The sequence below is a fragment of the Streptomyces sp. NPDC031274 genome (assembly GCF_055570235.1).
In genome coordinates, this window is sequence record NZ_JBVIHP010000009.1 from 161,040 (window position 1) to 184,250 (window position 23,211).

General features: G+C 69.4%; 17 protein-coding genes. 12 read left to right on the top strand and 5 right to left on the bottom strand.

Going from position 1 to position 23,211, the window contains the following annotated elements:
* Positions 1-98: 98 nt before the first annotated feature.
* The 10 genes from ACZ5CR_RS16925 to ACZ5CR_RS16970 all read left to right on the top strand — a co-directional run bounded on the left by ACZ5CR_RS16925 (position 99) and on the right by ACZ5CR_RS16970 (position 12,766).
* The gene (locus tag ACZ5CR_RS16925) at positions 99-2,594 is read left to right on the top strand and encodes a PQQ-dependent sugar dehydrogenase (RefSeq protein ID WP_468858030.1); all 2,496 of its coding nucleotides are present in this window, start codon (positions 99-101) and stop codon (positions 2,592-2,594) included.
* 18 nt (positions 2,595-2,612) lie between these two features.
* A complete protein-coding gene (locus ACZ5CR_RS16930; protein ID WP_468858032.1) occupies positions 2,613-3,983 on the top strand; it encodes a ThuA domain-containing protein in 1,371 nt (456 codons plus the stop codon).
* 152 nt (positions 3,984-4,135) lie between these two features.
* Entirely contained in the window at positions 4,136-5,305 is a 1,170-nt protein-coding gene (locus ACZ5CR_RS16935) for an inositol-3-phosphate synthase (RefSeq protein ID WP_468858034.1), read from the top strand.
* Positions 5,302-6,447, top strand: a complete 1,146-nt coding sequence (locus tag ACZ5CR_RS16940) for an SCO3242 family prenyltransferase (RefSeq protein WP_468858036.1) — start codon at positions 5,302-5,304, stop codon at positions 6,445-6,447. The genes ACZ5CR_RS16935 and ACZ5CR_RS16940 overlap by 4 nt, the downstream gene beginning before the upstream one ends.
* On the top strand, positions 6,444-7,376 hold the full coding sequence (locus ACZ5CR_RS16945; protein ID WP_468858038.1) for a sugar phosphate isomerase/epimerase family protein: 933 nt from the start codon (positions 6,444-6,446) through the stop codon (positions 7,374-7,376). Before ACZ5CR_RS16940 ends, ACZ5CR_RS16945 begins: the two co-directional genes overlap by 4 nt.
* Entirely contained in the window at positions 7,373-8,074 is a 702-nt protein-coding gene (locus tag ACZ5CR_RS16950; protein WP_468858040.1) for an EboA domain-containing protein, read from the top strand. The genes ACZ5CR_RS16945 and ACZ5CR_RS16950 overlap by 4 nt, the downstream gene beginning before the upstream one ends.
* Positions 8,074-8,922, top strand: a complete 849-nt coding sequence (locus ACZ5CR_RS16955) for a TatD family hydrolase (RefSeq protein WP_468858042.1) — start codon at positions 8,074-8,076, stop codon at positions 8,920-8,922. Before ACZ5CR_RS16950 ends, ACZ5CR_RS16955 begins: the two co-directional genes overlap by 1 nt.
* Before the next feature lie 3 nt (positions 8,923-8,925).
* Complete coding sequence (eboE, locus tag ACZ5CR_RS16960; RefSeq protein ID WP_468858044.1) at positions 8,926-10,095, top strand: metabolite traffic protein EboE; 1,170 nt, start codon at positions 8,926-8,928, stop codon at positions 10,093-10,095.
* Positions 10,092-11,468, top strand: coding sequence for a nucleotide pyrophosphatase/phosphodiesterase family protein (locus tag ACZ5CR_RS16965; RefSeq protein ID WP_468858046.1), 1,377 nt, complete (start codon positions 10,092-10,094; stop codon positions 11,466-11,468). Before eboE ends, ACZ5CR_RS16965 begins: the two co-directional genes overlap by 4 nt.
* 134 nt (positions 11,469-11,602) lie before the next feature.
* Positions 11,603-12,766 carry a sugar phosphate isomerase/epimerase family protein gene (locus tag ACZ5CR_RS16970; protein ID WP_468858048.1) on the top strand — a complete coding sequence of 388 codons (1,164 nt, stop codon included), beginning with the start codon at positions 11,603-11,605 and terminating at the stop codon, positions 12,764-12,766.
* Between the two features lie 119 nt (positions 12,767-12,885).
* Here ACZ5CR_RS16970 and ACZ5CR_RS16975 read toward each other — a convergent pair whose 3' ends face one another.
* The 5 genes from ACZ5CR_RS16975 to ACZ5CR_RS16995 all read right to left on the bottom strand — a co-directional run bounded on the left by ACZ5CR_RS16975 (position 12,886) and on the right by ACZ5CR_RS16995 (position 20,855).
* Positions 12,886-14,262: an OFA family MFS transporter gene (locus ACZ5CR_RS16975; RefSeq protein ID WP_468858050.1), complete on the bottom strand. Its 1,377-nt coding sequence runs from the start codon at positions 14,260-14,262 to the stop codon at positions 12,886-12,888.
* A gap of 1 nt (position 14,263) precedes the next feature.
* Positions 14,264-15,652 (bottom strand): OFA family MFS transporter, encoded by a 1,389-nt coding sequence (locus ACZ5CR_RS16980; protein ID WP_468858052.1) that lies wholly within the window; start codon positions 15,650-15,652, stop codon positions 14,264-14,266.
* A 115-nt stretch (positions 15,653-15,767) separates the two neighbouring features.
* A complete protein-coding gene (locus ACZ5CR_RS16985) occupies positions 15,768-17,912 on the bottom strand; it encodes an acetate--CoA ligase family protein (protein ID WP_468858054.1) in 2,145 nt (714 codons plus the stop codon).
* 3 nt (positions 17,913-17,915) lie between these two features.
* Entirely contained in the window at positions 17,916-19,148 is a 1,233-nt protein-coding gene (gene frc, locus ACZ5CR_RS16990) for a formyl-CoA transferase (RefSeq protein WP_468858056.1), read from the bottom strand.
* Positions 19,149-19,160: 12 nt separating this feature from the next.
* Positions 19,161-20,855 carry a thiamine pyrophosphate-binding protein gene (locus ACZ5CR_RS16995; protein ID WP_468858058.1) on the bottom strand — a complete coding sequence of 565 codons (1,695 nt, stop codon included), beginning with the start codon at positions 20,853-20,855 and terminating at the stop codon, positions 19,161-19,163.
* 200 nt (positions 20,856-21,055) lie between these two features.
* On the opposite strand from ACZ5CR_RS16995, the gene sucC reads away from it, so the two are divergent.
* Complete coding sequence (gene sucC, locus ACZ5CR_RS17000; protein ID WP_468858060.1) at positions 21,056-22,195, top strand: ADP-forming succinate--CoA ligase subunit beta; 1,140 nt, start codon at positions 21,056-21,058, stop codon at positions 22,193-22,195.
* A gap of 11 nt (positions 22,196-22,206) precedes the next feature.
* A complete protein-coding gene (gene sucD / locus ACZ5CR_RS17005; RefSeq protein ID WP_468858062.1) occupies positions 22,207-23,085 on the top strand; it encodes a succinate--CoA ligase subunit alpha in 879 nt (292 codons plus the stop codon).
* The last annotated feature ends 126 nt before the right edge of the window (positions 23,086-23,211 follow it).

Below are 23,211 nucleotides of genomic sequence, written 5' to 3' on the forward strand. Positions count from 1 at the left end.
GTACAGGACATGAATCTTCCCGGGGTGACGGCGCACCCCGGCGCCCGGCGTCACCGCACCACACCCGCGTACGACCGTCCCCCTTCCGGAGGAACCCCGTGCACAGGAAACGCCTGAGACTCCGCAAGACCCTCGCGCTCTTCACCGGCACCCTGCTGGCCGGCGCCAGCCTCACCCTCGCCGCCCCTCTCGCGAACGCCGCCGACCCGGAGGCCGTCCGCGCCGCCCAGGCGCAGGCGGACAAGGCAGCCGACGGCAAGGCCGCCGCCGCCGAGGACTTCCAGCAAGTGACCCTCGCCAAGGGCGGTACCGAGACGGGCGAGCCGATGACGCTCGCGGTCATGCCCGACCGTTCGGTCCTGCACACCTCCCGTGACGGCACGCTCCGACTCACGGACGCCGCGGGCAACACCAAGATCGCGGGAAAGATACCGGTCTATTCGCACGACGAAGAGGGCCTCCAGGGCGTGGGCCTTGACCCGAAGTTCAGCGAGAACCGCGCGATCTTCCTCTACTACGCGCCTCCGCTCGACACCCCGGCGGGCGACGCCCCGGAGAACGGCACGGCCGAGGACTTCAAGAAGTTCGACGGCGTCAACCGCCTCTCCCGCTTCGTCCTGAAGGCCGACGGCACCCTCGACAACGCCAGCGAGAAGAAGGTCCTCGACGTCCCCGCGAGCCGCGGCACCTGCTGCCACGTGGGCGGCGACATCGACTTCGACAAGGACGGCAACCTCTACCTCTCGACCGGCGACGACTCCAACCCCTTCGCCTCGGACGGCTTCACGCCCATCGACGAGCGCGCGAGCCGCAACCCCGCCTTCGACGCGCGGCGCAGCGCGGGCAACACCAACGACCTGCGCGGCAAGATCATCCGCGTCAAGGTCGCCGACGACGGTTCGTACACGGTCCCGGACGGCAACCTCTTCGCGCCGGGCACCGAGAAGACCCGCCCCGAGATCTACGCGATGGGCTTCCGCAACCCCTTCCGCATGAGCGTCGACAAGCCGACCGGCGTTGTGTACGTCGGTGACTACGGGCCCGACGCGGGCGCCGCCGACCCCAAGCGCGGCCCCGCAGGGCAGGTCGAGTTCGCCCGCGTGACCAAGCCGGGCAACTTCGGCTGGCCGTTCTGCACCGGCAAGAACGACGCGTACGTCGACTACGACTTCGAGACCAAGACGTCCGGCGCCGCCTTCGACTGCGCCGCGCCGAAGAACGAGTCGCCGCACAACACCGGCCTGACCGACCTGCCGCCCGCGCAGGAGGCCTGGATCCCCTACGACGGCGGCTCCGTGCCCGAGTTCGGCTCCGGCTCCGAGTCCCCGATGGGCGGACCCGTCTACCGCTACGACGCGGACAACACCTCCCCGGTGAAGTTCCCGGAGGCGTACGACGGCGACTTCTTCGCCGGAGAGTTCGGACGGCGCTGGATCAAGCGCATCGAGCAGAGCGCCGACGGCACGGTCCAGTCCATCAACCCGTTCCCGTGGACGGGCACGCAGGTGATGGACATGGAGTTCGGTCCCGACGGCGCGCTGTACGTCCTCGACTACGGCACGGCCTGGTTCGGCGGTGACGAGAACACCGGTCTCTACCGCATCGAGAACGCCACCGACGGACACTCCCCGGTCGCCGAGGCGAGCGCCTCCGTGACCAGCGGCCAGGCCCCGCTCAAGACCAAGTTCACCGCCAAGGCCACGGACGCCGACGGCGGGACCCTGACCTACGCGTGGGACTTCGGCGACGGCGGCAAGTCGACCCAGCAGAACCCCTCGTACACGTACAAGAAGAACGGCGTCTACACCGCGACCGTGACCGTCAAGGACTCCACCGGGCGCACCGGTTCGGCCAGCGCGCACCTCACCGTCGGCAACACGGCGCCCAAGGTGACCCTGGAACTCCCCGCTGACGGCCAGCTGTTCACCTTCGGCGACAAGGTGCCCTTCAAGGTGAAGGTGACCGACAAGGAGGACGGCCCGATCGACTGCACGAAGGTCAAGGTCACGCACATCCTCGGCCATGACAGCCACGGCCACCCGGTCACATCGGCCAACGGCTGCGAAGGCACCATCCAGACGTCGGCGGACGGCGAGCACGACCCGAACGCCAACATCTTCGGAGTCTTCGACGCCGAGTACACGGACAAGGGCGCGGGCGGCCAGCCGGAGCTGACCACCCACGACCAGAACGTCGTCCAGCCCAAGCACCGCCAGGGCGAGCACTTCGACGACTCCAAGGGCGTGTCCGTGGCCAACCACACCCCGGCACACGGTGGCAAGACGGTCGGCGACATCAACAACGGCGACTGGGTCTCCTTCAAGCCCTACGTCCTCGGCAACGCCACCAAGCTGACCGCGCGCGTCGCGTCGGCCGGCGCCGGAGGCACGCTCGAGGTCCGCAGCGGATCGGCCACCGGCAGGCTCCTGGGCAAGGCGAAGGTCGCGCCGACCGGTTCGTGGGAGACGTACGCGGACGTGAGCACCGCCATCAGCAAGGCACCCAGGACGACCACCACGCTCTTCCTGGTCTTCAAGGGCAAGGGCACCGGAGCCCTGTACGACCTCGACGACTTCACCTTCACCACGAGCTGAGAAAGGGGCCACCCCACCATGCGGGCATCCGCACGCATCACCATCGCCACCGCCACGGCCGCCCTGCTCATCGGCTGTGTGTCGGGTCCGGCCGCCTCCAGGCCGGAAGGGCCGAAGGGCAAGGCCACCGGCGAGAAGGTCCTGGTCTTCTCCAAGACCGCCGGGTTCCGGCACGACTCCATCCCCGAGGGCATCGCGGCCATCAAGGAACTCGGCGCGGCGAACGGCTTCGCCGTCGACGCCACCGAGGACGCCAAGGCCTTCACGGCCAAGAATCTCGCGCGGTACGACGCCGTGGTCTGGCTCTCCACGACCGGCGACGTCCTCGACGCCAAACAGCAGAGCGCGTTCGAGGGCTACATCAAGCAGGGCGGCGGGTACGTGGGCGTGCACGCCGCCGCCGACACCGAGTACGACTGGCCCTTCTACGGCGAGCTCGCGGGCGCGTACTTCCAGTCGCACCCCGCGATCCAGCCCGCGAAGGTCCAGGTCGAGGACCACGGGCACCCGTCCACCGCGCATCTGCCGGGGGTCTGGGACCGGACCGACGAGTGGTACAACTACCGCTCCAACCCCCGGGACCGCGCCCACGTCCTCGCCTCGCTGGACGAGTCGTCGTACACCGGCGGCTCGATGTCCGGCGACCATCCCATCGCCTGGTGCCAGGATTTCCAGGGCGGCCGCTCCTTCTACACGGGCAGCGGTCACACCAAGGAGTCCTTCGCCGATCCCGCCTACCGGACGCATCTGCTCGGCGGGATCCGCTGGGCGACGGGTGCGGTACAGGCCGACTGCCGCCCGGAGAAGGGCTACACGCCGATCTTCGACGGCACGGCCACGTCGTTGGACGCCTGGAAGCAGGCGGGCCCCGGCTCCTTCGAGCTGAACGAGAAGGACGGGACCCTCACGACCGTCGGTGGCATGGGCATGCTCTGGTACGGGGAGAAGGAGCTCGGCTCCTACTCCCTCAAGCTGGACTGGCGCATGGACGGCGACGACAACTCGGGGATCTTCGTGGGCTTCCCGCCGTCCGACGACCCCTGGTCGGCCGTGAACAACGGCTACGAGATCCAGATCGACGCCACCGACGTACCGGAGAAGACCACCGGCTCCGTCTACGGCTTCAAGTCCGCCGACCTGAAGAAGCGCGACAAGGCGCTGAATCCGGCGGGGGAGTGGAACACCTACGAGCTCCGGGTCGAGGGCGAACGCCTTCGGATCTATCTCAACGGAGTGAAGATCAACGACTTCACCAACAAGGATCCGGCCAGGAGCCTGAAAGACGGTCACATCGGCATCCAGAACCACGGTGCCGATGACCAGGTCTCCTTCCGCGACATCCGGGTGAAGGACCTGCCGGCCCGAAGCGCCACCGGCGTGGGCCGCTAGACGGCGGCGGGCGGAGGACGCCGGACCTCCGCCCGCCGTCTTATCCCTGTCCCTTCGTCCCTGTCCACCGTCCTCATCCCTGTCCGCCGTCCCATCTTCGTCCGCCGTCTTATCTCCCCGCGCGATCGCCGCGTGTACGACAGGAGGCAGCCGTGCCCCATTCCCCTTCTTCCTCTTCTACTGGTTCCTCTGATGCTCCGGGTGGCGGTCTTACGGGGGTGTGGCTGATCGGGGCACGCGGTTCGGTCGCCACGACGGCTGTCGCGGGGTGCGCGGCGGTGACGGCTGGTCTGCACCCGCCGACCGGCATGGTCACGGAGACCCCGCCGTTCGCGGACTGCGGTCTGCCAACGTTGTCGTCGCTCGTCTTCGGCGGCCACGACACGGTGGAGTGCCCGCTGCCCAAACGGGCGGAGCAGCTGGCCGCCGGGGGAGTGCTCCCGCACGGCGTCCCGTCGGCGGTGGGCGCGGAACTGGCGGCGGCGGACGCGGAGATCCGCACCGGCGGACCGCGCCGCGGGGACTGCGACAGCAGAACGGACGAGGAACTGATCGAGTCCTTCGCCGCCGACCTCCGCGATTTCGTACGCCGCCGGGGGCTCGCCCGTGCGGTGGTGGTGAACGTGGCTTCGACGGAACCGCTGCTGGAGGAGGGCGAGGGGCGACTGCCCGCCAGCTCCCTCTACGCGGCGGCGGCGCTGCGGGCGGGCTGCCCGTACGTGAACTTCACCCCGTCGACGGGGTTGCACCACCTGGCGCTCGCTGCTGAGGCCGCCTCGTCGGGGCTCCCCTACGCGGGCCGGGACGGCAAGACGGGGCAGACGCTCCTGCGCTCGGTGCTCGGGCCGATGTTCGCCCAGCGCGCCCTCGCGGTCCGCGCCTGGTCCGGCACGAACCTCCTGGGCGGCGGCGACGGCGCGGCCCTCGCGGACCCGGCCGCCGCGGCGGCGAAGAACGCGGGCAAGGAACGGGTCCTCGCGGACACGCTGGGCTCCGCCCCCGAGGGCGAGGTCCACATCGACGACGTCCCGTCCCTCGGCGACTGGAAGACCGCCTGGGACCACATCGCGTTCGACGGATTCCTCGGCGCGCGGATGGTCCTGCAGACGACCTGGCAGGGCTGCGACTCGGCACTGGCGGCGCCCCTGATCCTGGACCTGGCCCGCTTGGTGGCCCGCGCCCACGAGAAGGGCCTTTCGGGTCCCCTGGGCGAACTGGGCTTCTACTTCAAGGACCCGGACGACGGCTCCTCGTCGGCCCTCGCCGAGCAGTACGAGGCGCTTGTGGGCCTGGCGTCGCGGCTGCGCGGGGTGGGCGCGTGAGCGGCGGGGGCGTGAAGGGCGGTGCGGGTGCTGAGGGGCCGGGCGTGGAGGGCGCACGTCCGGGCGGCGCCGGACGTGACTGGGCCGAACTGCTGCGTGTCTCGGCCCTGTTCACCGTCCCCGGCGACGCTCTTGCCGGCGCGGCGGCCACGGGTCTGCGGCCCAACCACCGCACGCTCCTCGCCATCGGCGCCTCTCTCTGCCTCTACGAGGCGGGCATGGCCCTCAACGACTGGGCGGACCGGGAGGAGGACGCCATCGAACGCCCTCACCGGCCGCTGCCGTCGGGCCGTATCGCGCCGTCCGCCGCACTGGGCGCGGCAGCGGCTCTGACGGCGGGAGGCCTGGCCCTGGCCGCAGGCGCGGGCCGCCCCGCCCTGACGGTGGCGAGCGCCTTGGCGGCCACGGTGTGGGCGTACGACCTGGGCCTGAAACACACGCCGGCGGGACCGGCGGCCATGGCGGCGGCCCGCACCCTCGACCTGCTCCTGGGAGCGGCGGCAACGTCGGCGACGCCGACCGGTGCGAACCCCCCGGGGCAGCTCACCACCACTGGGCCCGGCGCGATACCTGCGCTCCGCGCGGCGGTGCCCAGCGCCCTCGTCCTGGGCGCCCACACCCTCGCGGTGACGGCGGTCTCCCGCCGCGAGGCACAGGGCGGCTCCACGGTAGCCCCGCTGTGCGCGCTCACCGCGACAGCAGCACTGACGCGGCTACTCGCCCGGCGCTCTGGCACCGGCAGCGTCACGGGTAGGGGCGCCGACACCGGCGCCGCTGCTCCCTCCGAACTCCCGGTAGGCCGTCGGGCAACAGCCAGCCGCGGCCTGCCGGTGTCCATCCCGGGGCGCCAGGGCGGCGGTGCGTGGCGGACCGGCGGCGGTGCCTGGCGGACCGGCGCCCGCGGTGCCGTCCAGGCCGCGCTCGCCGCCGCCTACGCCGCCACCGCGGCTCGCCCCCTCTTCCACGCCACGCTCAACCCGTCCCCTCAGCTCACCCAGCGTGCGGTGGGCGGTGGCATCCGAGCCATGATCCCGCTCCAGGCCGCCCTGTCCGCCCGCACGGGCGCCCTGGGTGCCGCACTACTGACCGCCGCTCTGGCACCGGCGGCCCGCAAGTTCGGCCGGAAGGTGAGCGTCACATGACGGCCACGAGCAACCGGGCAAGCGGCCCCTTCCGCTTCGGATACGGCACCAACGGGCTGACCGACCTGCGGCTCGACGACGCCCTCGGCCTCCTCGCCGACCTCGGCTACGCGGGCGTCGGACTCACCCTCGACCACATGCACCTCGACCCGCTCGCCCCCGACCTCGCCGCCCGCACCCGCCAGGTGGGCCGCACCCTGGAACGACTCGGTCTGACGGTGACCATCGAGACCGGCGCCCGCTACGTCCTCGACCCACGTCGCAAGCACGGCCCCTCGCTCCTGGACCCCGCCCCGGACGCGCGCGCCGCCCGAGTCCGCCTGCTGATCCGGGCCGTCCAGGTCGCCGCGGACCTGGGCGCCCACGCCGTGCACTGCTTCAGCGGCATCACCCCCGAAGACACCCCGGAGGACACCGCCTGGCAGCGGCTCGCGGAGTCTCTCGGCCCCGTCCTGGACGCCGCATCCGGCGCCGGTGTACCGCTGGCCATCGAACCCGAACCCGGCCACCTCCTCTCCACGCTCGCCGACTTCCACCGGCTCCGTCACCAACTGGGCGACCCCGAACTCCTGGGCCTCACCCTCGACATCGGCCACTGCCAGTGCCTCGAACCGCAGTCCCCCGCCGACTGCGTACGCGCCGCCGCCCCCTGGCTACGGCACGTCCAGATCGAGGACATGCGCCGCGGCGTCCACGAACACCTCCCGTTCGGGGACGGAGAGATCGACTTCCCGCCCGTCCTCGAAGCCCTGGCCTCCACCGGCTACCAAGGCCTCACCGTCGTAGAACTGCCCCGCCACTCCCACGCGGGCCCCCATCTCGCCTCCCACTCCATCGAGTTCCTGCGCAAGGCGGCGACCGAAGCGACCAGCACCGCCGCAGCTCCCGCCGCCCCAGCCCCCACGCCCGCCAGAGGAGGAACCCCGTGACCGACGCCCCCGTCATCGACGACCTCCGCACCCGTCTCGACGCGGCCCTCGCCGGGGCCGCCCGCGCCTGGCTCGACCAGGCCACCGCGGAGGCCGCCGCCCACCGCGGTCGGCCGGAGCAAAGAGCCACCCCCGTATGGGAGTTGCGCTTCGCCGAAGCCGGGCGACGCTGCGGCCAGGACCACGCCGACGACGCCCGTGTGCTGCTCCTGCACGCGGCCGACGCGGACCCGGCCACCCTCACCCGCGTCTACGAACAAGGCACCGCAGCCGAGCGCCGCGCCGTCCTGCACGCCCTGCCCCACCTGGTCCCGGGCTCGGACGCGCTGCCCCTGGTCGAGGACGCCCTGCGTACCAACGACACCCGGCTCGTCGCCGCCGCCGTCGGTCCGTACGCCGCCCGGCACCTCGCCCCGCACGACTGGCGCCACGCGGTTCTCAAGTGCCTGTTCACCGGCGTCCCCCTGGACGCCGTCGCCGACCTCGACCGCCGTGCCCGCGCCGACGCCGAGCTCGCCCGCATGCTCGACGACTACGCCGGCGAACGCACCGCCGCCGGTCGCACCGTCCCCAGCGACCTGCACCGCGTCCTGGCCCTGACCGCCCCTACGGCCCCCTCGGCCGCACCGGCCCCCTCGGCCGCACCGGCCCCCTCGGCCCCCGCGACCCCTTCCACCGGCGAGGAACAGGAGTCCTGATGCGCATCTTCGACCCCCACATCCACATGACGTCCCGCACCACCGACGACTACCAGGCCATGTACGCCGCAGGCGTCCGTGCCGTCGTCGAGCCCGCGTTCTGGCTGGGCCAGCCCCGCACCTCACCCGCCTCCTTCTTCGACTACTTCGACTCCCTCCTCGGCTGGGAGCCCTTCCGCGCGGCCCAGTACGGCATAGCCCACCACTGCACCATCGCCCTCAACCCCAAAGAGGCGAACGACCCCCGCTGCACCCCGGTCCTCGACGAGCTGCCCCGCTATCTCGTCAAGGACAACGTCGTCGCCGTCGGTGAGATCGGCTACGACTCCATGACCCCCGCCGAGGACGCCGCACTGACCGCCCAGCTCCAGCTGGCCGCCGACCACGAGCTGCCCGCGCTCGTCCACACCCCACACCGCGACAAGCTCGCAGGCCTGCGCCGCACCATCGACGTCGTACGGGAATCCGCACTGCCCCTGGACCGCGTCCTCATCGACCATCTCAACGAGACCACGGTCAAGGAGGCCAAGGACAGCGGCTGCTGGCTCGGCTTCTCCGTCTATCCCGACACCAAGATGGACGAGGACCGGATGGTCGCCATCCTGCGCGACCACGGGCCGGAGCGGGTCCTGGTGAACTCGGCCGCCGACTGGGGCAAGAGCGACCCGCTCAAGACCCGTAAGGTCGCCGACGCCATGCTCCGATCCGGGTTCAGCGAGGACGACGTCGACCTGGTGCTGTGGCGCAACCCGGTCGCCTTCTACGGACTCAGCGGCCGCCTCGCCCTCGATGTCACGGACACCGAAGCCACCCACGAGGGCAATTCCATCCTTCGCGGCGGGGCGTGAGCCATGCGCTTCCGGCACCCCGACGGCAGCGTCGTCCACCTCGCGTACTGCACCAACGTCCACCCGGCCGAGACCCTCGACGGCGTCCTCGCGCAACTGCGCGACCACTGCGAACCCGTACGCAAAAGGCTCGGCAGGGACCGCCTCGGCATCGGCCTGTGGCTCGCCAAGGACGCCGCGCACGCCCTGGTCACCGACCCGGCCGCACTGCGCGGACTGCGCACCGAACTCGACCGGCGCGGCCTCGAGGTCGTCACCCTCAACGGCTTCCCGTATGAGGGGTTCGGCGCGGAAGAGGTCAAGTACCGCGTCTACAAGCCGGACTGGACCGACCCCGAGCGCCTCTCCCACACGACCGATCTGGCCCGTCTCCTTGCCGCGCTCCTCCCGGACGACGTCGTCGAAGGCACCATCTCCACCCTCCCTCTCGCCTGGCGCACCCCCTTCGACACCACCCACGCCGAGTCCGCCCGAGCCGCCCTCACCGCACTCGCCCAACGCCTGGACGCGCTCGCGGAGCTGACCGGAAAATCGATCCGCGTCGGCCTCGAACCGGAGCCGGGCTGCACCGTGGAGACCACGGGTGACGCCATCGCCCCCCTCACCGCGGTCGGCCACGAACGCATCGGGGTCTGCGTCGACACCTGTCACCTCGCCACCTCCTTCGAGGACCCGCAGACCGCGCTCGACGCGCTCGCCGCCGCGGGCATCCCCGTCGTCAAATCCCAGCTCTCCGCCGCCCTGCACGCCGAACACCCCCATCTCCCCGGAGTCCGCGAGGCCCTCGCCGCCTTCGACGAACCCCGCTTCCTGCACCAGACCCGCACCCGCACCGCCGCCGGACTGCACGGCACCGACGACCTCGGCGAATCCCTCGCCGGCGACGTCCTGCCCGAGACGGCACCCTGGCGCGCCCACTTCCACGTCCCCCTGCACGCGGCCCCCGCGCCGCCCCTCACCTCCACGCTCGGCGTACTCAAGGACACCCTCGCCCACCTGGTCGGCGAGCCTGACCCCCGCACCCACCACCTCGAGGTCGAGACCTACACCTGGCAGGCGCTGCCGCCCGAGCTGCGCCCCCGCTCCCGCCCCCAGCTGGCGGACGGCATCGCCGCCGAACTCACCCTCGCCCGCGACCTCCTGACGGACCTCGGCCTCAAGGAACTCCCATGAGCCCCACACCCCTCCTCGTCCTGGACGTCGTCGGCCTCACCCCCCGTCTCCTCGACCACATGCCGCACCTCAAGTCCCTTGGCCAGTCCGGCTCCCAGGCGCCACTGGGCACGGTCCTGCCCGCCGTCACCTGCGCCGCCCAGTCCACCTTCCTCACCGGCACCACCCCCGCCGAGCACGGCATCGTCGGCAACGGCTGGTACTTCCGTGAACTCGGCGACGTGCTCCTGTGGCGCCAGCACAACGGCCTCGTCTCCGGCGACAAGCTGTGGGACGCGGCCCGCCGCGCGCACCCCGGTTACACCGTCGCCAATATCTGCTGGTGGTACGCCATGGGCGCCGACACCGACATCACCATCACCCCCCGTCCCGTCTACTACGCCGACGGCCGTAAAGAACCCGACTGCTACACCCGGCCCCCGGCCCTGCACGACGAACTCACCGAGAAACTCGGCACGTTCCCCCTGTTCCACTTCTGGGGCCCCGGCGCCGACATCGTGTCGAGCCGCTGGATCGCGGACGCCACGCGCCACATCATCAGCACCCGCCACCCCGACCTGGCCCTCTGCTACCTCCCTCACCTCGACTACGACCTGCAGCGCTTCGGCCCCGACGACCCGCGCTCCCACCAGGCCGCCGCCGAACTCGACAAGACGATCGCCCCCCTTCTCGACGAGGCGAAGGCCGAGGGCCGTACCGTCGTCGCCCTTTCCGAGTACGGCATCACACGCGTGGACCGCCCCGTCGACATCAACCGCGCGCTGCGCCGCGCGGGGCTGCTCGAAGTCCACACCCAGGACGGCATGGAGTACCTCGACCCGATGGCATCCCGCGCCTTCGCCGTCGTGGACCACCAGATCGCCCACATCTACGTGCGCAGGCCCGAGGATCTGGAGGTCACCCGCCAGGCACTCACCGACCTGCCCGGAATCGAGCAACTCCTCGACGACGAGGGCAAGAAGGCCAACCACCTGGACCACCCGCGCTCCGGCGAACTCGTCGCCGTCGCGGAGCCTGACGCCTGGTTCACGTACTACTACTGGCTCGACGACGCCCACGCGCCCGACTTCGCGCAGCTCGTCGAGATCCACCGCAAACCCGGCTACGACCCCGTCGAGCTCTTCATGGACCCGCTCGACCCGTACGTGAAGGTCAAGGCGGCGAAGGCGCTGGCCCGCAAGAAGCTCGGCATGCGCTATCGCATGGCGGTCGTGCCCCTTGACCCGTCACCTATTCGAGGCAGCCATGGCCGCCTCCCCACGAGCGACGACGACGGTCCGCTCATCATCAGCTCCACCCCCCATGCGTTTGGCGACCGGATCGCGGCCACCGCCGTGAAATCTCTCCTCCTCGACCTGGCGGGCCTGGGCTGAGGCACACCTCGCCCCACCGTCCGCCCGGTCAGGAGCAGTTACAGAGAGTGAATCACGCGTCACTGACAACACGCCAGTGGCGTCCGCCCGCACGTCGAAAAGCCCAAGAGTCAAAGAGTCCAGGAGAGGCACCCGTGACCGACTTCCACGACACTCCCGCCGCCGACGAGGCACTCAGACAGCGTCTTGGCATCAACCGCCGCCGCTTCCTCAGCACGTGCACCGCCGTCGGCGCGGGCGCGATCGCCGCGCCCGTGTTCGGCGCGGCACCCTCCTTCGCCCAGCCGCAGACGGGCCATGGTCACGGCCATGGTCACGGCCGCGAGCTGGTGCCGGCGAAGAAGCGCGGCATCATTCTCTACACGGTGCGTGACGCCACCGGCCGAGACCCGCTCGCCAGCGCCCTGCCCTCCGGTTTCCGCGAGGTGTTCAAGGAGCTGGCCCGCTACGGGTACAAGCAGGTCGAGTTCGCGGGCTACGGCCAGCACGCCAACGCTCCCGGCGGCGCCAACCTCGAGTCCGTGGCGGGCGCCAGGCTGCTGCGCTCATGGCTCGACGCGTACGGCCTGCGCGCCCAGGGCAACCACGGATTCATACCGGGGTCATGGCCGCTGACGCAGCCCGACCTCGACACGTTCAAGAAGCACCTGGAGATCGCCAACATCCTCGGCATGGATCACATGGGCACCGGCGGTGACCCCACCAACAGCTCGTACAAAGCCGATTGGGACGTTGCCGCTGACAAGTGGAACGCGCTGGGCGACATCGCGCGCAAGGCCGGTATCAAGCTCTACACCCACAACCACGACGCGGCGTACGGCTTCCTGCTCGACGGCGGTCCGCTCGACGCGCAGGGCCGCCCGACCCGCAGCTCCGGCATCCGCAGGCTGGAGTACTTCCTCAAGGCCACCGACCCGAGGACGGTCTGGCTGGAGATGGACATCTACTGGGCGCATGTCGCGCAGTACAAGTTCCACACGTACACCGCGCACGACGGCGCCCAGCGGAAAAAGGTCTTCGACCCGGCAGGGCTCGTCAGCCGCAACAACAAGCGCTACCCGCTGTTCCACGCCAAGGACGGCACCCGCAACGACACCAGTGGTGAGGGCTACGACATGGTCGCCTTCGGCGAGGGCGTCATCGACTACCGGACCTTCTTCAGCCGTGTCGGCGAGAAGAACTACCACAACCCCATGGTCGAGCAGGACAACGCGCCCAGCGGCACCGACCTCGGCCAGTCCCTGAAGCTCGCGAAGACCGGCTACGACAACCTGGCCGCTCTCCGTAAGAAGCACTGAAAGAAGCACTGAAAGAAGTACTGACAAGAAGCGCTGACAAGAAGCGCTGAAGCTCCCGCACACACAGCTGTCGCCGCGCTCAAGACGCGCGGCGACAGCTGTGTGTGACGTCGAGGGGATCACGCGTGCGCCGACGCCCTCTCGCGGCCCGGCTGGCGGAGCAGCAGCGCGACGGCCGCGGCCAGCATGGAGATGCCGCCGGCGAGGGCGTACGCGCCGTTGTAGCCCCACGCGGCCACCACCATCGAGCCGAGCCCGCCGCCGAACAGGCCGCTGATCAGCTTGCCGCTGTAGACGAGCCCGTAGTTGGTGGCGTTGTAGTTCTCCCCGAAGTAGTCCGGGGTCAGCGCCGCGAACATCGGGTAGAACGCACCGCCACCGAATCCCGAGAGGAACGCGAAGACCAGGAACAGCCACTCGCTGTGGATGTCGCCCGCCCAGATCACACCGAACTGCGAGAGCCCGAGGACCAGGATCACGAACACCAGGGTCGCTTTGCGGCCCCAGATGTCGGAGAGCCAGCCGACCACGCCGCGCCCGATGCCGTTGATGACGGCCATGAGCCCCATCGACGTCGCGGCGACCAGGGGGCCGAAGCCCACCTCCTTGGCGAAGTCCACCTGGAAGGAGATCCCGAAGATGGACACACCCGCGGTCATGACGAGGGTGAACCACATCAGGGGCAGCATTCCCGTCCTGATGGCCTCCTTCGGTGTGAACTGACGCACCGCGGGCGGATTCTTGGCCAGGCTCACCGCGTTCTTCGAAGTACCCGACTTCTCCAAGGGGTCCACGTCGGAGGGCCACCAGTTCTTCGGCGGGTCCTTGAAGAAGAAGGCACAGGCCAGCACGACGACCAGGATGTACGCGCCGATCAGGTCGAGGACGCGGTGATAATTGCCCGTGTCGAAGGCGTAGTTGAAGATGAAGATGAACGGCAGCGAGCCGTAGGCGAACCCGCCGTTGACGAACCCCGTCTTCGCGCCACGGCGTTCGGGGAACCACTTGGCGACCATGTTGATGCACGTCGCGTAGACGAAGCCGGAACCCACGCCGCCGATGACGCCGAACCCGATGATCGCGAGCCATACGTTGTTCAGGTGCGACAGGGCGAGGAATCCGATCAGGCACATGAACGACCCGGCGTACATGGCCCTCCGTGCCGTCAGGATGCCCTTCTCACGCATCCATCCGGCCGGGAACGCTATGCCGGCCTGGAAGAAGACCCAGACACTCAGAATCCAGAAGGTGTTGGACTGCGTCCAGCCATGGGCGTGGGACAGGGTGTCCTCCGCCGAGCCGAACGCGTACTCGAAGACACTGATGGCCATCATCGCGATCCACGGCAGGTACACCATGATCTTGCGGGAGTGGCCGAGGATGTCCCGGTCCGTCTCACCCACGCGATAGACGCGGCCGTGCTCGTCGGTGATCTCGCGATACGGGGTGCCGCTCTGAGGCGCCGTGCTGTCTGTGGCGATGGGCTCCGCCGTCATATCAGGCCATCTCCTCACCGATCGGGTGCGGGTTGGGAGTGATGTGCCGGGCGTGTGGTCTGCCCGGTGACTTGAGGAACAGTGCGAGCACGGCCGAGGCGAGGCCGATGCTGCCCGCGATGATGAACGCGCCCTCGTAGTCCCATGCGTGGACCACGACGCCGCCCACCCCGGAGCCGACCAGGCCCGAGATCAACTTCGAGCTGTAGACCATGCCGTAGTTGGAGGCATTGTTGTTCTCTCCGAAGTAGTCGGCCGTCATCGCCGCGAAGAGCGGGAAGATCGCGCCGCCGCCGAAGCCGGAGACCATCGAGCAGAACAGGAAGAACGGCATGGACCCCATGGAGCCCGATATCAGGACGCCGAACTGAGCGGAGCCCAGGACGAGGCAGACGATGACGAGGGTGTTGCGGCGGCCGTAGCGGTCGGAGATCCAGCCGATCACTCCGCGGCCCGTGCCGTTCACGATCGCCTTCAGGGACATCGCCGTGGCCACGATCCCGCCCGCGAACCCCATGTCCTTGCCGAACGGCACCTGGAAGGCGATGCCGAAGATATTGATTCCGGCCGTGCAGAGCAGACAGAACCACATCATCCAGAGAACAGGAGTACGCGAGGCCTCCCTCGGGGTGTACTGCTTCACCGCGGGCGGGTTCTTCTCAAGAGCACGGCGGACCCTGGGGTCGTCCGACACCTTCAACGGGTCGACGTTCGCGGGCCACCAGCCCTTGGGCGGGTCCTTGAAGAACCACCCGGCGAACGCCACGATCAGCGCGCAGATGACACCTACGGAGACCAGGACTCCCTGGTAGTTGCTCAGATCCATGTACGAGGTGAAGAGGAAGACGAAGGGCACCGAGCCATAGGCGAAACCGCCGTTGACCATGCCGGTCTTGCCGCCCTTGCGCTCCGGATACCACTTGCCGACCATGTTCACGCAGGTCGCGTAGACAAGGCCGGCGCCTATGCCGCTGAACATGCCGAATCCGATGTACGCGACGATCACATGCGGCGCGTAGGCGAGCGAGATGTAGCCGAGGATCGTGCCGGTGGCGCCGAGGAACATCGCGTACCGGGCGGGCAGCCTGCCGCTCTCGCGTAACTGCCCCGCGGGGAAGGCGACGGCGGCCTGGAAGAAGATCCAGACACCCATCAGCCAGAAGATGTGGCCGCTGTTCCACAGATGCGCGTCGTGCAGGGTGTCCTCGGCGGAGGTGAACGCGTACTCCGATGAGCTGATGCCCATCATGCCCATCCATGGGAAGAGGACCATGGTCCATCGTGGTCGCCCCATGATGTCCCGGTCGCTCTCGCCGATCCGGTACAGGCGGCCGTTGCGGTCCGTCACCTCCCTGTAGGGGGAGGGCTTCGATAGGTCGGTGGTTGTCATGTGTGTCGCACCCCTTGCGTCGAAGTTGGCCAGCGCCCCCTGTCCGTCCTTCGTGCGCGCACGGGTCCCGGGCCCGGCCGACGCGCACCGCCGGCCGGCCCCAACACCGGTCACCTCATCGACCGCCCCCCAACAGACCGGCCGCCCGGGCCCACCGGTACTTCGCGCCGAGCGCGGCCACCGGCTTCTCCGTGGTGTACGGGTACGCCACGACCCCCCGCTCGAAGAGGTACTGGCAGGCTTCCTCCACCTCGACATCGCCCGCCAGGGATGCCACGACGGGCTTCTCGATGCCACGCTCACGGAACTCCGCGACCACGCGGGCCGTCAGCTCGGCGAAGACCATGGGAGGGGTGACGATGGTGTGCCAGTAGCCCAGGACGAGCGCGTGGATGCGCGGGTCCTCAAGGCCGAGCCTGATCGTCGCCTCGTACGTCGACGGGGGCTCACCCCCGGTAATGTCGATGGGGTTTCCCGCTGCCCCGAAGGGCGGGATGAACGCCCGGAAGGACGCGTCCAGGTCGTCCGGGATCTCCATGAGGCGCAGACCGTTGTCGGTCACCGCGTCGGAGAGCAGTACGCCGGAGCCGCCCGCACCCGTGATGATCACGATGTTGTCGCCCTGCGGGGTCGGGAGCACGGGCAACGCGCGCGCGTACTCCAGCATCTCGTTGAGCCCCGGGGCCCTGATGACGCCCGCCTGCCTGAGGATGTCGTCGTACACGGCGTCGTCGCCCGCGAGGGCGCCCGTGTGCGATCCGGCGGCCTTCGCCCCGGCGGCCGTGCGTCCGGCCTTCAGGACGACGACCGGCTTCTTCGGAACGGTCGCCCGCGCGGCCTCCACGAAGGCGCGGCCGTCCTTGAGGTCCTCCAGGTGCATCGCGATGCACTTCGTGTGGGGGTCCTCGCCGAACCACGTGAGGAGGTCGTCCTCGTCCAGGTCGGACTTGTTGCCGAGCCCGACGATCGCCGAGACGCCTGTCTTCGTAGTGCGCGCGAAACCGAGGATGGCCATCCCGATGCCACCGGACTGACTCGTCAGCGCGACCCCGCCCTTGACGTCGTACGGAGTGCAGAACGTGGCGCACAGGTCCTGCCACGTCGAGTAGTAGCCGTAGATGTTGGGGCCGAGCAGCCGCACTCCGAGCCGTTCGCCGATCTCCACGATCTCGTCCTGGAGGGCCTGCTCACCGGTCTCGGCGAACCCGGAGGGGATCAGGACCGCATTGGGGATGCCCTTGCGGCCCACCTCCTCCAAGGCCGACGCCACGAACTTGGCGGGGATCGCGAAGACCGCCACATCCACCTCACCGGGAACGTCCGTGACACTCTTGTACGCCTTGCGGCCCAAGATGTCATCGGCCTTGGGGTTCACCGGATGGATCTCACCGGAGAAGCCGCCGTCGATGAGATTGCGCATCACCGAATTGCCGATCTTGCCCTGCTCGTTGGAGGCACCGATCACGGCGACCGAGCGGGGCTCCATGAGCCGCCGCATCGACGTGAGAATCTCCTCGCGCGTGTACGTACGGCGTTGCCTGGGAGCCCCTTCGGCGAGGATGACGCGGATGTCCGCCGCGATCGCGCCCTGGGGAGTGGCGATCACCGGGTTGAGGTCCACCTCGGCGATCTCAGGGAAGTCGGTGACCAGTTGGGACACCCGGCGTATCTGCTCGGCGACGGCCCAGCGGTCCACCGCCGGCGCACCGCGCACACCCCGCAGGATCTCGGCGGCGCGGATCGAGTCCAGCATCGACGCGGCCTCGTCGGCGTCGACCGGCGCGAGACGGAACGTGACGTCCTTGAGGACCTCGACGAGTACACCGCCGAGTCCGAAGGCGACGATCTTCCCGAACGTCGGATCGGTCACCGCCCCGACGATCACTTCCTGACCGGAGGGCAGCAGCTCCTGCACCTGCACGCCCTCGATGCGTGCTGCCGGCGCGTACGCGCGCGCGTTGTCGACGATTTCGCAGAAGGCGGCCCGTACGTCGGTGGCGCCCTCCACTCCCACGATGACGCCGCCCGCATCGGTCTTGTGCAGGATGTCGGGGGAGACGATCTTCATGACGACGGGCCCTTCGAAGCGGGCCGCGTGCGCCACCGCCTCGTCCATGTCCGCCGCGAGCTCCTCGCCGGGCACGGCGATCCCGTACGCGTCCGCGAGGATCTTGCCCTCCGGCGCCGTCAGCGACGTCCGCCCCTGGGCCCGCACGGTGTCGAGGAGCGCCCGCACCGTCAGTGCGCGGTCTTCGGCCATCAATCAGATCACTCCGTTCGACTTGAGCAGGCGCAGTTCCTCGTCGCCGAGGCCGAGCTCACCGACGAACACCTCCGCGTTGTGTTCGCCGAGCAGCGGCGAACTGACCACGTTCACAGGGGAGTCGGACAGCTTCAGCGGGGAGCCGACCGTGGTGAAGGAGCCGCGCTGCGGATGCGGGACCTCGACGACCATCTCGTTGGCGGCGAGGGAGGCGTCCTCGATGATCTCCTTGGTGGAGAGGATCGGGCCGCACGGGATGTTGTGGGCGTTGAGCCGCTCAAGGACCTCCCACTTGGGGAGCGTCGAGGACCACTCCTCGATCAGCTGGAACATCTTGCCGAGCTTGGGGAGCCGCGCCTCCGGAGAGGCCCACTCCGGGTCCTGAGCGAGTTCCGGGCGTCCGATGAGGTCGGTGAGCGGCTGCCAGCCGACGGGCTGCACGATGACGTACACGTAGTCGTTCGGGCCGCCGGGCGCGCACTTGACCGCCCAGCCGGGCTGTCCGCCGCCGCTCGCGTTGCCGGAGCGCGGCACGTCGTCCCCGAAGTCCTCGTTCGGGTACTCGGCGAGCGGTCCGTGCGCCAGGCGCTGCTGGTCGCGCAGCTTGACCCGGCACAGGTTGAGCACCGCGTGCTGCATGGCGACGTTCACGCGCTGACCGCGACCGGTGTTCTCCCTCTGGAAGAGGGCGGCGAGAATCCCGGCGACAGCGTGGATGCCGGTCCCGGAGTCACCGATCTGGGCGCCCGTGGCGAGCGGTGGACCGTCCTCGAAGCCCGTGGTCGACATGGAGCCGCCCATGGCCTGTGCCACCACTTCGTAGGCCTTGAAGTTGGTGTAGGGGCCGTCTCCGAAGCCCTTGATCGAGGCGTAGACGATCCGCGGGTTGATCTCCTGGATGCGCTCCCAGGTGAAGCCCATCCGGTCCACGGCGCCCGGGCCGAAGTTCTCGACCATCACGTCCGAGCGCCGGATCAGCTCCGTGAGGAGCTCCTTGCCGCGCTCGGTCTTGGTGTTGAGGGTGATGCTCCGCTTGTTGCAGTTGAGCATCGTGAAGTAGAGGGAGTCGACGTCCGGCAGGTCACGCAGCTGCTTGCGCGTGATGTCTCCGGAGGGCGCCTCCAGCTTCACCACGTCCGCACCGAGCCAGGCGAGCAGCTGGGTGGCGGAGGGCCCGGACTGGACGTGTGTCATGTCGAGGACGCGTACGCCCTCAAGAGCCTTGGTCGTCATCGCACGGGCTCCTCACTTGTACATGGTTTGGTTCATGGTTCCGGGGGCGTACGCGTCCGGATCGACCCACACATTGATCAGCGAGGGTTTGCCCGATTCACGCGCTCGCCGCAGCGCGGGTGCGATGTCCGCGGGGTCGCGGACCTCTTCGCCGTAGCCGCCGAGCATCTGGGCGAACTTGTCGTAGTGGACGTCTCCGAGGGTGTTGCCGATGCGCTCGCGCTCCTCGCCGTACTTGGCCTTCTGGCCGTAACGGATCTGGTTCATCGAGGAGTTGTTGCCGACGATCCCGACGAAGGGCAGGTTGTAGCGGACGAGCGTCTCGAAGTCCCACCCGGTCAGCGAGAAGGCGCCGTCCCCGAAGAGGGCCACCACCTCCTTGTCGGGCCGCGCCTGCTTGGCGGCGAGCACGAAGGGGATGCCGACGCCGAGCGTGCCGAGCGGTCCGGGGTCCATCCAGTGGCCCGGCGACTTGGGCTGCACGACCTGACCGGAGAAGGTGACGATGTCGCCGCCGTCGCCGATGTAGATCGAGTCTTCGGTAAGGAAGTCGTTGATTTCGCTGACGAGACGGTACGGATGGATCGGCGACGCGTCGGACTTCAGGTTCGGAAGGCGCTTCTCGATCGCCGTCTGCTCGGCGGCGCGCAGCTCGTCGATCCACTCCTTGCGCTTCGAAGCACCTCCGTTGAGACGCCCGGACGCGGCCTCGGTGACCGACTTCAGGATCAGTCCCGCGTCGCCGACGATGCCCAGGTCGATGTCCCTGTTCTTGCCGACGGTGCGGTAGTCGAGGTCGATCTGTACGACGGTCGCGTCGGGGGAGAGCCGCTTCCCGTAGCCCATACGGAAGTCGAAGGGCGTCCCCACGATGACGATGAGGTCGGCGTTGGAGAAGGCGTACCGCCGCGAGAGCTGGAAGTGGTGCGGGTCCCCGGGCGGCAGGGTGCCGCGGCCCGCGCCGTTCATGTAGGCGGGCACGTTCAGGGTCCGTACGAGCTCGATGGCGGACGCGGTGCCCCGCGTCGTCCACACCTGGCTGCCGAGCAGGATCGCGGGCTTCTCGGCGTGCACGAGCAGGTCGGCGAGCTTCTCGACGGCCTCGGGGTCGCCGGCCGAGCGGGTGGAGGCGCGATACCGCCCGGCCTGCGGCACCCGGGCCTTGTCCACCGGCACCTTGGCGTCGAGCACATCGCGCGGGATCTCCAGGAAGGACGGCCCTGGAGCGCCGTGATAGCACTCGCGGAAGGCCATCGACACCATGTCCGCGGCGCGCGCCGTGTCCGGCACGGTCGCGGCGAACTTGGTGATGGGCGTCATCATGTCGACGTGCGGAAGGTCCTGCAGTGACCCCATCTTGTGCTGGGTGTGCGCTCCCTGGCCGCCGATCAGCAGCATGGGTGACTCCGCGCGGAAGGCGTTGGCGACGCCCGTGACGGCGTCCGTGGTTCCCGGTCCCGCCGTGACCACGGCGCATCCCGGCTTACCGGTCAGGCGCGCGTAGCCGTCGGCCGCGTGGGCGGCGACCTGCTCGTGGCGTACGTCGACGACATCGATCCCCTCGTCGACGCAGCCGTCGTAGATGTCGATGATGTGGCCGCCGCACAAGGTGTAGATGACTTCCACACCCTCTGCTTTGAGTGCCTTGGCAACCAGATGCCCACCGGAGATGTGGGTCTGGTTCGTGTCGCTGCTGCCGTCGGGCATGGCGAAGTCCTGTCCCTTCGTAGGGGAGTTGGAGCGCTCACACGCTGCTCGTAGGTGCTCTCGCGGTAGATTGCATACAGTCGACGAATACTGTATGAAGCTTGTTATCCCGCATCCGGTCAGTGGTGTCCAGGGGGCGTGCGGCACTTTTCGGAGGCGGGGGGTTCGCTCCCCGCAACGACACGGCGTCAGGAGCCGGAATGGACCTGTTCGAGCACCAGGCAAGGGAACTCTTCGAGGAATACGGCATCTTGGTGCCGCGAGCGGAGGTCGCCGACACGGCGAAGGAGGCACGCGCGGGAGCCGAACGCCTGGGCGGGCGCGTCGTCGTCAAGGCCCAGGTGAAGACCGGCGGACGCGGCAAGGCGGGCGGCGTGAAGGTCGCGGCGGACCCGGCAGCGGCCGAGATCACGGCACGCCAGATCCTCGGCATGGACATCAAGGGCCACACCGTGCGCAAGGTGATGGTGGCCCAACCCGTCGAGATCGACAGCGAGTTCTACGTCTCGTACGTACTGGACCGTGCGGCAGGACGCTTCCTCGCGATCGCGTCCGCCGAGGGCGGCATGGAGATCGAGGAGGTGGCGGCGAGCCGCCCCGAGGCCGTCGCGCGCGTGGAGATCGACCCGGCCGCGGGAGTGGGCGAGGCGAAGGCGGCCGAGATCGCCGCGGCGGCGGGACTTCACGAAGCCGCCGCCGACGTCCTGGTCAAGCTGTGGCAGGTACTGATCCGCGAGGACGCGCTCCTCGTCGAGGTGAACCCCCTCGTCCGCACCGGCCGGGGGGAGATTCTCGCCCTCGACGGCAAGGTCACCCTGGACGACAACGCCCGCTTCCGCCAGGCACGCTGGGGCGCCGACGACTCCGCGCACGACGACCCACTGGAGTCCGATGCCGCGTCCAAGGGCCTCAACTACGTCAAGCTCGACGGCGAGGTCGGCATCATCGGAAACGGCGCGGGCCTCGTCATGTCCACCCTCGACGTGGTCGCGGGCTGCGGAGCACGCCCCGCGAACTTCCTCGACATCGGAGGCGGCGCCTCCGCCCAGATCATGGCCGACGGCCTCTCCGTCATCCTCTCCGACCCCGCCGTCAAGTCCGTCCTCGTCAACGTCTTCGGCGGCATCACCGCGTGCGACGCCGTCGCCGACGGCATCGTCCAGGCCCTGGAATCGGTCCAGTTGACCAAGCCGCTCGTCGTCCGCCTCGACGGCAACAACGCCGCACGCGGCCGCGTCATCCTCGACGAACGCTCCCATCCCCTCGTCCAGCAGGCCACCACCATGGACGGCGCCGCACGCCGAGCCGCCGAACTGGCGGGCCACACCAACGCAGCCTGAGGAGCGGGAACATGGCGATCTACCTCACCAAAGAGAGCAAGGTCCTCGTCCAGGGCATGACCGGCGCCGAGGGCATGAAACACACCCGGCGCATGCTCGCGGCGGGCACGGACGTCGTCGGCGGCGTCAATCCCCGCAAGGCAGGCCGCACCGTCGACTTCGACGACCGCGCCGTCCCCGTCTTCGGCTCCGTCCGCGACGGCATCGAGGCCACGGGCGCAGACGTCACCGTGGTCTTCGTGCCACCCGCGTTCTCCAAGGCGGCGGTCACCGAGGCCGCCGACGCCGGGATCGGCCTGGCCGTGGTCATCACGGAGGGCATCCCCGTGCACGACTCCGTCGCCTTCCACGCGTACGCCAAAGAGCGCGGCACCCGCGTCATCGGCCCCAACTGCCCGGGGCTCATCACGCCGGGGCAGGCCAACGCGGGCATCATCCCCGCCGACATCACCAAGCCCGGACGCGTCGGCCTCGTGTCGAAGTCCGGCACACTCACCTACCAACTCATGTACGAGCTGCGCGACATCGGCTTCTCCACCTGCGTGGGCATCGGCGGCGACCCCGTCGTCGGCACCACGCACATCGACTGTCTCGCCGCCTTCGAGGACGACCCCGACACCGAGCTGATCGTCCTCATCGGCGAGATCGGCGGCGACGCGGAGGAACGCGCGGCCGCCTACATCCAACGGGCCGTCACCAAACCCGTCGTCGCCTACATCGCCGGATTCACCGCACCCGAAGGCAAGACCATGGGACACGCGGGAGCCATCGTCTCGGGCTCGTCCGGCACCGCCCGCGCGAAACAGGAGGCGCTGGAGTCCGCCGGAGTGCGGGTCGGCGCCACACCGACGGAAACAGCCCGCCTCGTTCTTAACCAACTCGGGGCGTGATGTCACTCATAGGTGGCGGACCCCGGCTGTACTAGCGTCCCCCAGCACACACGCGCGGACCGCGGACCGAGCGGCGCCGACGCGAGCCATGCATCCCCCGCCCCGACTTGTGCACCGTGAGCGGAG